This window comes from Streptomyces sp. JLBJ103 (genome assembly GCF_058215575.1).
In genome coordinates, this window is record NZ_CM177089.1 from 6,282,941 (window position 1) to 6,296,020 (window position 13,080).

Below are 13,080 nucleotides of genomic sequence, written 5' to 3' on the forward strand. Positions count from 1 at the left end.
GCAACTCGGGGTGAATGTACCTCAACCGAGCGTAGTTGCGGCCCCCCTGAGCACCAATCCGCATCCGAGCGCCAGCACCACGGCGGCGGTGCCCACCGGGGAGGCGCGGTGGAGCGCCGCCAGCAGCCGGTGGGCGCGGCCCGTGGCCGCCGCGCGGCGGGCGTTCAGCCGCTCCGCGGCCCGGTGGCCGAGCCGCACCACCGCGAACCCGGCGAGCGTGAGGGTCAGCGCAAGACCGAGCCCGTACGCCAGCACCAGCAGGAAGCCGAACCATGCCTGTCCCAGCGCCGCCGCGCCCACCAGCACGATGACGGCGGAGGGGCTGGGGACCAGACCCCCGGCGAAACCGAGCAGCACCGTGCCGCGGAGGGTGGGCCGCAGCTCATGGGTGTGGGTGTGCCCGTCCCCGTGGTCGTGGGTGTGCCCGTGGTCGTGACGGTGGCCGTGCTCGTGGTCATGCGTATGGCCGTCTTCATGGCTGTGTTCATGGTCGTGATGATGGTGCTGATGGCTCACTTGCCGTCGGCGCCGCAGCGCCTTGCGCAGCAGCCGCGCCCCGGCCACCGAGACCAGCAGTCCGCTCGCGATGCCCAGCCAGGAGATCACCGAAGGCGCCGCCGCCGACCCCGCCGTGACCAGCAGCCCCAGCGCGAACACCCCCATCGTGTGGGTGACCGTCACCGACGCGCCCAGCACCACCACATCGCGCAGCGCGCTGCGCCCGCCCGCCGCGGCGGCCGCAGCCATCATCGTCTTGCCGTGTCCGGGGGCCATCGCGTGCATCGCGCCGAGCAGCACGGCGGTGCCGAACGCGGTGAGCGCGAAGCCGAAGGTGATGTCATGGCGCGCCACCATGGAGGTCAGCGCCTCGGTCCAGCGGTCGACACCGCGCGGCAGCACCCCCGAGGCCACCCCCTTCGCCTCGTCCTCGTCGTCGGGCGAGGCGGCGAGCGCCGGGCCGCCGGGGCGTGCCCGCAGGGTGACCGAGCGCTGGTCGGACGGTGAGGAGAGCTGGTCCTCGGGGTAGCCGGTCAGCCGCCGGGAGGCGGAGTCCTCCGGCACGTCGGCGCCGGAGAGCGTCATCCGGTCGCCCTGGGCCGTCATCTCCCGCCAGCCGGGGCCGGTTCCGATGTCCTTCGGACGGTACGAGACGGCCGTCCGCTCCCCGCGCTCCAGCGCGGCCGTCAGCCGGCACTCGACACGCAGGGTCGGCAGCCCCGCCTGGCCCCGCCGGGTGTGACCGGCGGTGTGGGCGACGCGTACCGCCACCGCGCGCCCGTCGACGGTCAGTTGCGCCCCGCGCGCGGCGCTTGCGCACCGGCGCGCAGCCCATGCGTTCACCTCGTGTGCGGCGAGGGAGCCGTCGCCATCGCGGTCGATCTCCGGCTTCGCCTGTGAGGAGGGGATCTCGGCCAGGTCCTCGACATGGTCCACCCGCAGCTGTCCGGGGGCGACGACCAGCCCGTCGTAGCGGTTGACCGTGAAGTTGCCGAGCGGATGCGCGGAGGCACTGCCCGCGGGTAGCACCACCAGCGCCGCGGCGCCCGTCAGCACGCCCGCGGCGGCCATCAGCGGGCGCACGCGGAACCGGAACCGGAACCTCATCGGGCACCGCCCAACTGCTTCAGCGCCGCCTTCGCCGTACGGGAGGCGGTGGGGGAGAAGCCGGGGTTGAGGTCGAGCGCGGCGCCGAGGTGGCGGCGGGCGGCGGCCTTCTCGTTCAGCGACTTCTCGATCATGCCCCGGTGATAGAGGAACGCCGCGTTGCGATAGCCCGGTTCGGCGGCGTGCTCGGCGTAGCCCAGGGCCTTCTTGTCCTCGCCGGTGCGGTGCAGGGCCCAGGCGAGGGCGTCGGCGGTGTGCACCGTCCGCCGCCGGTCCCATTCGGCGCGGGCCGCCTTCAACGCCTCCTTCGCGTCGCCGTGATCGGCGGCGACCAGCGCGCTGTCGAGGTCGGTCGCCACGCCGTTGGCCTTCGCCAGGGTGATCCAGGTGTCCACCACGGCGTACTGGCGGCGCCCCTGCGTACGGTCGCCGCGCGCCTCGTACGCCTCGCCGAGGGCCGCCAGCTCCGCGGGCAGCGGATAGCGCTGGACGACCTTCTTCAGATCGCGGATCCCGGCGTCCAGTCGCCCGTCGGCCGCCGCGGTGCGGCCCCGCCCCTCCAACGCGGGCAGATAGCCGGGGACGGCCCGCAGTGCGGTGTCGTAGGCGTCCCGGGCGGTGGTGTACCGGCCCTGGCCCCAGGCGAGTTGACCGAGCGCGGTGGAGACGTAGGCGAGGTCGCTGGGCGAGGTCGCGGAGTCCTTGGCGCGCAGCAGCACCTTCCGCGCCTTCGCCGGTTCACCGCGCAGCTCCAGGACATAGGCGAGCCGGGTGAAGACGGGGATGCCGGGGCGGGTGGCGTCGGCGTGCTCCGCGGCCTTGTACGCGTCCTGGTAGCGGCCGAGTTCGACGAGCGCGTCCACGCGGACCGCCATCGCGGCCTGGCTGTAGGCGTTCACCTTCAGCGCCTGGTCGGCGTCGCGCAGCGCGCCCTTGAAGTCATGGCGGGCGGCGGCGAGCGAGGCGCGTCCGGCGAGTGCGGTGTCGTTGTCGCGCGGCTGGGCGGTCAGGGACCGGGCGAACGCCTTCTGCGCCTGCGGATAGCGGGTGGGGTCGCCGGTGCCGCGGGCCTGCTCCACATACGCGGAGCCGAGCTGGGCCCAGCCCACCGCGTCCTTCGGCTCGGCGCGCAGATGCCGTTGCATCGCGCTGATCCGGTCGGCGAGGCCGTCCGCGGTGATCTGCTCGAGCCGGGCCGCGGCGGGCCGTGCGTCGCGGGCCGCGGAGGGCCCGTCATCGGATCCGCCCGGCCCGTCGATCACGACCGAGGCGGCGGTCAGACCCACCGCGAGCGCGCACACGACCGCGGCGGTGCGGGGCGTGTGGGGGAGGAGGGGCCGAAGAGCCATGGTGACTGTTGCCTTTCGCCGGAGCGTACGCCGGGAACGGGGGGAGGGAGGGTGGGCGCGGCCGCCGCGCGGGAGGTGCGGGGCCGCGCCCGTGGGACGGGTCCGGTCTCGCTTGACCGGTCAGTGCCTGCGGACCCGGGCCGGGCGGCGGTGCGAGCGTCGCCACCAGGCGTATCCGAGGGCCAGCAGTAGTACGGCCCCGCCACCGCCCGCCGCGGACCCGGCCAGCAGCATGGTGTCGTCCGAGGACGAGCCGACGCCGTCACCGCCGTTGAGCAGCGACTCCCCGGCGCTCTTCTTGGTCGCGGTGGCATCCGAACCGGAGTTGGGCAGTGCCAGATACGGGAACGATCCGCCGAACTTCTGGTCGTTCTCGTCCACCGCGTCGCCCAGGTCGTTCTTCTTGCCGACGAGTTCGCCCTCCACGGCCTGGAGCGAGATGTCCAGCACATCGTCGGTCAGCCGCCGGCCATTGGGGAATCCGGCGTTGTCACCGTCGAGTACACCAAGGCGCTTGGGGCTGGCGGTCGGCTTGATGGAGGTGTTGAGCCTGAGCATCTCCGCGGGGCGCACATTCGGCGGCTGGTTCAGCTTGGGCACTCCGGTGAGGAAGACCTGCACCAGGTCGTCGCGGGGTGTCGGCGGCGCCTTGATCTTGTAGATCTGCTCCACCAGCCGGGCCAGCTCCGGGTCCTGGACGAACTTCAGGAACTGCCCGTCGTCCCAGGGGGACGAGGCATTGAACTTGTCCTTGTCCTTGCGCGGGATGACCACCTCGTTGACCAGCGGGCTGCCCAGCCGGGAGACCTGCGCCCAGTCCCCGTTCGCCGTCTTGCGGTGGGTGGTGGACCACATGCCGATCACCGGCTGCTGCTCGGACTCGGTCAGCATCTTGGTGGGCAGCTGGAGGGCGAGGCTCTGGACGTTGTAGCCCTTCAGACTGTCCTGCCCCACCTCGGACATGTCGCCGCCGTACAGCAGGTCGAAGACGCGCAGATCGAGGAAGAACGGGTCGTCGGCCTGGCCCGCGAAGGTCGAGCCGCCGCCGGGCAGCTGGTAGACCGCCTGGTCGCGCAGGTCCTGGTACGCGGGCATGGACGCCTTGCCGACGTTGGACGGGGCGACCAGCTGGTTCTTGGCGATCTTCTTGCGGGAGACGGGGTGCTGGTCCTTCAGGCGGATCAGCTCGATGTCATAGGTCTGGAAGAAGTTGAGGTCCTGGTCCTCGAGGGAGGTCACCGGGCCGGTGTTGTAGAGGAAGGTGTCCCCATTGCGCAGGTGGTCCTTGAAGGTCCACCGGAAGAGCAGATCGCCCTGGCCGTCCCCGTCGTTGTCCACATGCAGGTCGTAGCGGGCGTCATGGGCGAACTTGTAGAAGTTCGGTCCGCCCGCCGGATCCTCGAACGGCAGCATGTTGACCACCATGGTGGTCGTATCGGGCTTGTCGGGGCTGACGAACCCGTACACATCCGTGGTGTCGTACTGCGGCTGACCGGAGATCAGCGGCGCTTCCCGGTGGCTGGACGCCTGGGCCGTCTCCGGTCGGAGCGTGGCCACACCGGCGGCCGCGAGCCCGCCCGCGGCCAGTGCGCAGCTGACCAGCGCGGCCAAGCTCCTGGTGAATGCGGTCATCCTGTCGGTCCTTCGCACGCTTGTCGGGGTATTCCTTCAAGCAGCAGTTCGGTGCCGACGGGCGGATGGCTTGGTCCGTCCGACAATTTGTCCGCGTGTGACAGTTACCGTCAACACCCTTGACGCGGTGGTGAATCCGGAACATGGGATGCGCGGGTGACGGCTCGGGGAGGTAGGGTTACTCTGCCCGGGGCGGGTGCCCTCGTACGGGTGGGGAGTGTCATGGAGCAGATAACGGTACGGAGCAGGCCACGAGTGCCTGCGATCAACTGCGGGAGCGGTGCGTCCAGTGCGCGCCTCGAACGCCATCTCGCGGTGATGGGCGGCCCTGCCGTCCCGCAGCGGGAGGCCGAGGGCGCGACGATGCTGATGCAGGAGCTGACCGCGCGCGACCATGTGCGCGCGAGGAACAGCCGGGGTGCGCGGGTTTCGCTTTTCGCGCCGCTGCGCCGGTTGCGCCGCTCGCTCTTCGGCAGTCACGGCTGACCCACCCAGTCCGCCGGTTCCGAAGTTTGTTGTCGGCATCCCGGGCAGGCACGGGGACACCCCGACCCGCTCCAGCCGGTGTGGCGGTGCTGTGAGGCACCGCACACCCGGGCCGTTCCGGGACGCCGACGAAGGATGACGCTCCGTTTCACCGTCCGCCATGTGCGTAGCGGCGGACGGTGAGCGGCATGAACACCGCCACCAGCAGCAGCGACCAGCCGATCGACGCCGCCACCGGGTGGGCGAGCGGCCAGGCCGCGTCCGGGTCCGCCGCCGCGTTCCCGAACAGATCACGGCAGGCGGCCACCACCGCGCTGATCGGGTTCCAGTCGGCGACGAAGCGCAGCCAGCCGGGCATCCCGTCGGTCGGCACATAGGTGTTGGACACCATCGGCAGCGAGAAGGTGAGGCTGGAGAGCTGGCCCGCGGCCTCCTCCTTGCCCACCACCATCCCCAGGTACTGCCCGATCCAGGCGGTGGCCAGACGGAACAGCAGCAGGAGTGCGAACGCCCCGAGCGCGGCTGCCACCCCGCCCCGTATCCGCCACCCCACCGCGAGCCCCAGCAGTGCCAGCGGCACCAGCCCCACGGCGGCGATCAGCACCTCCGAGGCGGCCTGGCCCAGCGGTACGGCGGCGCGGCTCATCGGCAGGGTGCGGAAGCGGTCCATGACCCCGCGCTGCATGTCCTGCGCGGTGCCGATCATCCCGGTGAGGATGCCGCCCGCGGCGATCGAGACGAACAGCCCCGGCACCAGATACTCGCGGTAGTCGCCCGACCCCGGCACCTGGATCGCGCTGCCGAAGACATAGCCGAAGAGCACCAGCATCATCAGCGGTGCGACCAGGGTGATGGTGAACAGCGCTGGGGCGTGCCGCAGCCGGGTCAGCTGACGGTCCAGCATGGCCGCGGTGTCCCGCACGGCCCAGCGAAGCGTGGTGTCGCTCATACGGAAGCCTCCTCGGGGGCCGCGGACGCGGGGTTGGCGGTCCTGGAGCCGGTGGTGCGGTGGGTGAGCCGGAGGAAGACCTCGTCCAGGGTGGGGCGCCGTACTGAGGCGTCCACCAGCGGCACCCCGGCCGCGTCCAGCTCCCGGACCACCCGGGGCAGGGTGAGCGCGGGGTCGCCCGACGCCGCGCCGACGGTGCGGTGTTCGGTGTCGAGCTCCGGCGTCGCACCGGTGAGGTTGCCGAGGACCAAGCCCGCGCCGCTGACGGCCTCCGCGTCCGCGACCACGACCTCGATCCGCTGGCCGACGGTGGTCTTCAGCTCCTCGGGTGTGCCGGTGGCAATGGTCCCGCCCTGGTCGATCACCACGATGTCGGTGGCCAGCCGGTCGGCCTCCTCCAGATACTGGGTGGTCAGCAGCACCGTGGTGCCCGCTTCCGCCAGCGCCCGGACGCTGTCCCAGATCGCGCCCCGGCTGCGCGGGTCCAGACCGGTCGTCGGCTCGTCGAGGAAGAGGACGGCCGGTTCCGTGAGCAGACAGGCGGCGAGGTCCAGCCGACGGCGCATCCCGCCGGAGTAGGTGCGGGCGGGGCGGTCGGCCGCCTCCGTCAGCTCGAAGCGCTCCAGCAGCGCGTCCGCGCGCTTCCCGGCGGCGGCCCCGCGCAGCCGCTGGAGCCGGGCGAACAGCCGCAGATTCTCCCGGCCCGTCAGATCCCCGTCCACCGAGGCGTACTGGCCGGTGACGGCGATCCGCCGGCGCACCGCGCCGGGGTCCCGTACGACGTCGTGGCCCGCGACGTACGCGGTGCCGGAGTCCGGGGTGCTCAGGGTGGTCAGGATGCGTACCGCGGTGGTCTTGCCCGCGCCATTGGGGCCGAGCAGACCGCAGACGGTGCCGGGCGGGACGGCCAGATCGAGCCCGCGCAGGGCGTGCACCTCGCCGTAGCGTTTGGACAGGCCCTCACTAAGTACGGCGTACGTAGTTTTCATGCCGCTCACTGTAGCTCACTACGTACGATGTACGTAACTAGGATAGTGGGCGAGGTGATGATCAATGGCAGCCAGTGGCCGCGCGGCCGGACCGGATGTGATCTGGGCGCTCCCCGAGCGCACCGGCCGCGGCCCGCGCCCCGCGTACACCCGTGACGACATCGCCGAGGCCGCGGTGCGGATCGCGGACGAGGCGGGGATGGACGCGGTGTCGATGCGCCGGGTGGCGGCGGCCGTCGGCTGCGGCACGATGTCCCTCTACAACTATGTGCCGCGGAAGGAGGACCTGGTCGATCTGATGGTGGACCGGGTCTCCGGCGAGTACGAGCTGCCCGAGAAGCCGTCGGGGGACTGGCAGGCCGACATCCTCGGCCTCGCCCGCCAGGGCCGTACCCTGATGCACCGTCACCCCTGGCTGCCCGCGGCGGTCCTGCCCACCGCCGCCCTGGGCCCCAACGGGCTGCGGTACATGGAGTTCTGCCTGGCCGCGCTGGAGGGTTCGTGTCTCGACGACGGCCTCAAGATCGAGCTGATCGGGATGGTCAACGGGGCGGTGATCTCGTACGTCTCCTCCGAGCTGGCCACCGCCCGGCAGCGGAAGGACTCGGCGCACACCGCCGAGCAGCGGCAGGCGGCCCAGACCGCCTATCTCGCACGCGTCATCGCCGGCGGCGCCTACCCCCACCTCTCCCGTACCTTCGCCGCCGCCCCGGCCGCGGGTGACCCGGACGAAACGTTCGGCCGGCTTCTGGGCCGGGTCCTGGCCGGGTACGCCGCCGCGTGCCGCTGATTTCCCGGGGTCTTCCCCCCGGGGCCCGCCCGGCCCATCCGGCCCATCCGGCTCGCGTGGCTCGCTCCGGCGTTTGCGGCCGGGTTCGGGTGGTGTGGCCGGGGCGCCGTCTTGTGCGGGCCGGCCGCGGTCCTGCGCCTCGCGTTCGCATGCTGCGGAGGGGGTCGGTGGAACTCGCAGGCCCGAGGCAGGCGTTGCCCGGGGCCGGGTGGTGTGATCGGGCCTTCCTGCCGACGCCAGGGCCGAACCGGGCGTCACAACAGGGCGAACTGGCCCTCCGGCCCCTCCTCGTGGTGGTCCAGCACCGAGGCCGGGCGGCGGGCCGAGGCGGGCACCGGCAGCACGCCCGCCTCACTCAGCTCCGCCGCGGCGATCAGCGGGCCGTCCATCAGCCGGGTGGCCAGATCGCGGAGCTGTGGCCGGAGTTCGGCGAGCAGCGCCAGCACGGTGATCAGTTCCAGCAGTTCGGAGGTCCAGGCGGACGGCCAGGCCCCCGGTACGACCGCCTCCAGCGTGCCCGGCTCGCCCCGGGCCGTACGCCGCTCGAACCAGCTCTCCAGCACCCGCACCCCATGCGCGTGGAACTCCCACGCGCCCCGCGGCACCGGGGAGATCCGGCCCTCACCCAGAAGCAGCGCGCCCGCCTCCGGGTCGTAGTCCAGGGAGTGCGGCAGACCGCGCGCCGGAAGCGCGGCGCGTACGTACGGGCGCCGCCCGCCCGGCATGCGCGGGCGTTCACCACTGTGCGCCCCGCGCGTATGGAGCCACAGCGCCCGGCGTCCCAGCTCCACGCCCCGCACCCACACCTCTGGATCGGCCGTCAGCGGAACGGCGCAGGGCGTGGAGTGCGCGGCGGCGGCGGTCCAGGCGAGCAGATCCTCGGCGGAGACGGGCCGGTCCAGCCGGGCGCCGAGATGCTCCAGCAGTCCGGGCGCGACATTGGGCTCCCGGCCACCGGGGCGCCGGTAGAGCGGGCGGATCCGGCCTGGGCGGCCCGCCGCGGAGCAGCCGTCCGGCAGCGGCGCGGAGAAGGTGACCACCGGGTCGGGATCGGGCCCGGCCGCCGCTTCGACGACATGGATCTGCTGGTCGTCGGCGACCCGCCACAGCTCGGGACGGGCGGCGTCGATCAGCCGGTGGTCAGGTATGAGCCACTGCTGATCGAACGGCCCGTACGCGACCCGCACCGGCTCGGGGCACGGCCCGTCGGCCCGCACCAGCCGGGCGGTGGAGGTGCGCTGACCGGGCAGTTGAGCCACGGAGGTGTGGAGGTTCCGCGCCCGGGACGGCCGGAACAGCGCGCCGCGCTCCGCCTCGTCCTCGGTGGCCACCAGCCGGTCCCACCGCGCGGTGAGCGAGGCGGCGTCGGGCGCCATCACCCACGCCCGACCCAGCCGCAGCGGCGCCACGGACCACGGCATCAGGTCCCCCAGCAGCGGTGCGTCCCGTTCTCCCACGCCCGGCATGGTATCCATGCCGGGCCCGCACCACCGCTGCCCGCGTGCGGCCACTGCCGCACGTCCTCGGCCCTGGGGCGTGTGGTGCCGTGCCTGCCTGTTGTCGGGTCCGCGTGCCGCGGAGGCGGACGTACCCCGCGGGCGTTGGGGGTGCGGCGCTGTAGCCGTGGGGCGTGGAACCGCGCGGTTCGCCGCGGTGACCTTTTCGGCTGAGGCGAAGCGCGGCTGGCGACGGCGGTGGCTCGTGGTGCTGGGCGGCGTGGTGCCACGCCTGCCCGTTGTCGGGCTGCGCGCTGCCGAGGTGGGGCATGGCACGGCGGGGCCGAGCCTGGTGCGGCCCCGCGGGCGTTGGGCACCGCAGCACCAGCCGACGGCGGTCACCCGTGGCGCCGGGGTGCGTGTGTGCCGGGCCTGCCCGCCGTCGGGCCGCCCATCGTCGGCGGGGACGTATACCCCCGACGGTTCGGCTGGACGCGGCCCCAGGGGAGTTCGGCGGGACGCAGTCCCCCGGAGTCGGTGCGCGGGCGCGTGACGAACTACTCGGCCGACGGCGGTCACCCGTGGTGCCGGGGCGCGTGTGGCGCGGTGCCCGCCTGTTGGTGCCTGCCTGCTGCCGAGGTGGGGCATGGCCCGGCGGGGCCGAGCCTGGTGCGGCCCCGCGAGCGTTGGAGAGCGCAGTACGTGGTTGACGGCGGTCGCCCTTGGGGGCCGGGGCGCGTGTGGTGCCGGGCGCGCCCCTCGTCGGGCCGCCCATCATCGGCGGGACGTAGACCTCCGACGGGTTCGGTGGGTCGCAGCCCCAAGGGAGTTCGGGGCACGGCCCCCAAGGGAGTTCGGGGGACGCAGTCCCCCGGGGAATCGAGGCGCACCCCCGACGAACCACTCGGCCGACGGCGGTCACTCCGTCTCGAGGGTGACCGTGAACGAGAACCGGTCCCCCCGGTAGTGGATCCGTGCCACGTCCACCACCCGCCCGCCCTCGTCGTAGGTCACCCCGGTGTAGTGCAGGATCGGGCTGAGCAGGGGGACCTGGAGGAGGCGGGAGGTCTCCGGGTCCGCGAGGCGGGCCTCGACGGTGTCGGTGATCCGGCTGATGCGCACCCCGACCACGTCCCGCAGTACCTTCGTCATCGGCCAGCGCTCCAGATCGGCGAGGTCGATGCGGTCGGCGAGCTCGGGACGGACCAGGTTCTCGGCCCAGTTGGTCGGCTCGCCGCTCCGCCCGTCGCGGCGCAGCCGCCGGTATCCGGCCGCCTCGTCCAGGCCGGGGAAGTACTCGGCCAGTTCGGCCGGGACCGCCGCCAAACCGTGGTCCAGCACTGTCGTCCGCTCACCGGACTGCTGGGCCACGATCGCGTCCACCGAACCCAGCAGCCGTACCGGGGCACCGCGCCGTGCGCTCGGCTCGATGAAGGTGCCGCGGCGCCGGTGGCGGCTGATGAGCCCCTCCGTCTCCAGTTCCTTCAGCGCCTGCCGCATGGTGAGCACGCTGACGCCGTAGTGCTCGGCGAGCCGGTCCTCGGTCGGCAGCCGCAGCGGGTCGTGCGGCCCGCGGCCGAGTATGGAGGCGCGCAGCGACTGCGAGACCTGGTACCAGAGCGGCAGCTTGCGGTTCAGGGCCACGGAGTCGGGGGCGAAGGTGGTCACGGGGGCGCGGTCGCCGGTCGCGGTCACGGTCACGTTCCTGGGCGGGGAGAAGGGGGGCGAGGGCTTGTCAGGGGCGGAAGTGGCGCTCCAGACCCTGCCATACGTCGTCGTAGCCCGTCTGGAGGTGGTCCGCCGCCATCGCCTGCGCGGTGGCGGTGACCGGCCAGCGCGTCTCGAACATGAAGGCCAGCCCGTCGTCCACCTTGCGCGGCGCCAGCTCGGCCGCGCTGGCGCGCTCGAAGGTCTCGTGGTCCGGGCCGTGCGCCGACATCATGTTGTGCAGGGAGCCGCCGCCGGGCACAAAGCCCCCGGGACCGGCGGTCTTGGCGTCGTACGCGCCCTCGATCAGCCCCATGTACTCGCTCATCACATTGCGGTGGAAGTACGGCGGCCGGAAGGTGTCCTCGCCCACCAGCCAGCGCGGCGCGAAGACCACGAAGTCCACGCCCGCGAGGCCCGGGGTGTCCGACGGCGAGGTCAGCACGGTGAAGATGGACGGATCCGGGTGGTCGTAGCTGATGGTGCCCAGCACATTGAAGCGGCGCAGATCGTAGACGTACGGCACGTGGTTGCCGTGCCAGGCGACGACGTCCAGCGGGGAGTGGTCGTAGGTCGCGGCCCACAGATTGCCGCAGAACTTGTTGACCACCTGCACCGGTCGCTCGACGTCCTCGTACGCCGCCACCGGGGCCAGGAAGTCCCGCGGGTTGGCCAGCCCGTTGGCGCCGATCGGGCCGAGGTCGGGGAGGACGAACGGACGGCCGTAGTTCTCGCAGACATAGCCGCGCGCGCTGGGGTCCAGCAGCTCCACCCGGAACCGCACCCCGCGCGGGATCAGCGCCATATGCCCCGGCTCGGCGCGCAGCAGCCCGAACTCGGTACGCAGCAGCAGCCCGCCGCGCTCGGGGACGATCAGCAGCTCGCCGTCGGCGTCGCTGAACACCCGGTCGGTCATGGACGCGTTGGCCGCGTAGAGGTGGATGGCGATGCCCGAGCGCTGGGTGGCGTCCCCATTGCCGCCGAGGGTCCACAGCCCGGACAGGAAGTCGGTGCCCGCGGGCGGCTCCGGCAGCGGGTCCCAGCGCAGCCGGTTGGGGTCCGGCACGTTCTCGGTGAACGGCGCGCCGCGCACCGCGCCGTTGTCGATCCGTACGAACGGCGGATGGGCCGCCGAGGGGCGGATGCGGTACAGCCAGGAGCGGCGGTTGTGGGCGCGCGGTTCGGTGAAGGCGGTGCCGCTCAGCTGCTCCGCGTAGAGCCCCAGCGGGGCGCGCTGGGGGGAGTTGCGCCCGATGGGCAGGGCCCCGGGCACGGCCTCACTGCTGTGCTCATTGCCGAATCCGGAGGAGTGGGCCAGCCCTTCGGCGGTCTTCCGCGCCTGCTCGATCCCCGTGCTGTCGTCCATCGTCCGCTCCCGAAGCTCGACCTCGCCACCCAGCGATTCCTATGTCAGACGATAGGAATCGAAGGCAGGTCCGTCAATGATCGGGCAGGATGGTGGCGTGCCCATACCGCCCCTCCGCCGCAATCCGGTTCAGCGCCGCAGCGCCGAGCGCCTCGGCCGGATCCTCGATGCCTGCGCCGAACTGCTCGACGAGATCAGCTATGAGCAGCTGAGCACCCGCGCGGTGGCCGAGCGCGCCAATGTCCCCATTGGCTCGGTCTACCGCTTCTTCTCCAACAAGCGAGACATGGCCGACGCCCTGGCCCACCGCAATCTCGACGAGTACGCCGAACGCATCACCCGGCGCCTGGCGGAGTCCGGACCCGACTCCGGCTGGCGCGAGGCGATGGACGTGGTCGTCGACGAGTACCTGGCGATGAAGCGCGGGGCGCCCGGCTTCGCGCTCATCGAGTTCGGGATGCCGGTCCCGGCCACCGGGGTCGCGGACCAGCCCAACCACCTCGTGGCGGACCGGCTGCGGGCGCTGCTCGCCGACCGGTTGCGCAGCGAGGGGGCCGAGGGGGTCGACGGCGAGGGCGAGGCCGGGGAGCGGCTGCGGATCGCCTTCCTGCTCGCGGTCGAGGCCGCCGACGCCCTGCTGCGGCTGGCGTTCCGGACGGACCCCGAGGGGGATCCGGCGATCGTGGCGGAGACCAAGGAGCTGCTGCGCGCCTATCTGGCGCGCATCCTGGACTGAACCACGGCCCTGTCGGCAGGCGTGCCGTCCCATGG

General features: G+C 72.7%; 11 protein-coding genes. 3 read left to right on the plus strand and 8 right to left on the minus strand.

Annotated elements, in window-relative coordinates:
• Positions 1–21: 21 nt before the first annotated feature.
• From AC4BEG_RS27755 to AC4BEG_RS27765, 3 genes are all read right to left on the minus strand, one after another.
• Positions 22–1,605: a HoxN/HupN/NixA family nickel/cobalt transporter gene (locus tag AC4BEG_RS27755; protein ID WP_490702453.1), complete on the minus strand. Its 1,584-nt coding sequence runs from the start codon at positions 1,603–1,605 to the stop codon at positions 22–24.
• Positions 1,602–2,954, minus strand: coding sequence for a tetratricopeptide repeat protein (locus AC4BEG_RS27760; RefSeq protein WP_490702454.1), 1,353 nt, complete (start codon positions 2,952–2,954; stop codon positions 1,602–1,604). The genes AC4BEG_RS27755 and AC4BEG_RS27760 overlap by 4 nt, the downstream gene beginning before the upstream one ends.
• Before the next feature lie 120 nt (positions 2,955–3,074).
• Positions 3,075–4,586, minus strand: coding sequence for a DUF4331 domain-containing protein (locus tag AC4BEG_RS27765; RefSeq protein WP_490702455.1), 1,512 nt, complete (start codon positions 4,584–4,586; stop codon positions 3,075–3,077).
• Between the two features lie 222 nt (positions 4,587–4,808).
• On the opposite strand from AC4BEG_RS27765, the gene AC4BEG_RS27770 reads away from it, so the two are divergent.
• The gene (locus AC4BEG_RS27770) at positions 4,809–5,072 is read left to right on the plus strand and encodes a hypothetical protein (protein ID WP_490702456.1); all 264 of its coding nucleotides are present in this window, start codon (positions 4,809–4,811) and stop codon (positions 5,070–5,072) included.
• Between the two features lie 148 nt (positions 5,073–5,220).
• On the opposite strand, the gene AC4BEG_RS27775 is transcribed toward AC4BEG_RS27770, so the two are convergent.
• Positions 5,221–6,021 carry an ABC transporter permease gene (locus AC4BEG_RS27775; RefSeq protein ID WP_490702457.1) on the minus strand — a complete coding sequence of 267 codons (801 nt, stop codon included), beginning with the start codon at positions 6,019–6,021 and terminating at the stop codon, positions 5,221–5,223.
• The gene (locus AC4BEG_RS27780) at positions 6,018–7,010 is read right to left on the minus strand and encodes an ATP-binding cassette domain-containing protein (protein WP_490702458.1); all 993 of its coding nucleotides are present in this window, start codon (positions 7,008–7,010) and stop codon (positions 6,018–6,020) included. The genes AC4BEG_RS27775 and AC4BEG_RS27780 overlap by 4 nt, the downstream gene beginning before the upstream one ends.
• Positions 7,011–7,074: 64 nt before the next feature.
• Here AC4BEG_RS27780 and AC4BEG_RS27785 point away from each other — a divergent pair, with 64 nt between their 5' ends.
• Entirely contained in the window at positions 7,075–7,800 is a 726-nt protein-coding gene (locus AC4BEG_RS27785; protein ID WP_490702459.1) for a TetR/AcrR family transcriptional regulator, read from the plus strand.
• Positions 7,801–8,054: 254 nt separating this feature from the next.
• On the opposite strand, the gene AC4BEG_RS27790 is transcribed toward AC4BEG_RS27785, so the two are convergent.
• The 3 genes from AC4BEG_RS27790 to hmgA form a co-directional block, all read right to left on the minus strand.
• Positions 8,055–9,266, minus strand: a complete 1,212-nt coding sequence (locus AC4BEG_RS27790; protein ID WP_490707227.1) for a type ISP restriction/modification enzyme — start codon at positions 9,264–9,266, stop codon at positions 8,055–8,057.
• An 888-nt stretch (positions 9,267–10,154) separates the two neighbouring features.
• Complete coding sequence (locus AC4BEG_RS27795) at positions 10,155–10,904, minus strand: GntR family transcriptional regulator (protein ID WP_490707228.1); 750 nt, start codon at positions 10,902–10,904, stop codon at positions 10,155–10,157.
• A 67-nt stretch (positions 10,905–10,971) separates the two neighbouring features.
• Positions 10,972–12,309 (minus strand): homogentisate 1,2-dioxygenase, encoded by a 1,338-nt coding sequence (hmgA, locus tag AC4BEG_RS27800; RefSeq protein WP_490702460.1) that lies wholly within the window; start codon positions 12,307–12,309, stop codon positions 10,972–10,974.
• A gap of 76 nt (positions 12,310–12,385) precedes the next feature.
• Here hmgA and AC4BEG_RS27805 point away from each other — a divergent pair, with 76 nt between their 5' ends.
• Positions 12,386–13,045: a TetR/AcrR family transcriptional regulator gene (locus AC4BEG_RS27805; protein ID WP_490702461.1), complete on the plus strand. Its 660-nt coding sequence runs from the start codon at positions 12,386–12,388 to the stop codon at positions 13,043–13,045.
• The last annotated feature ends 35 nt before the right edge of the window (positions 13,046–13,080 follow it).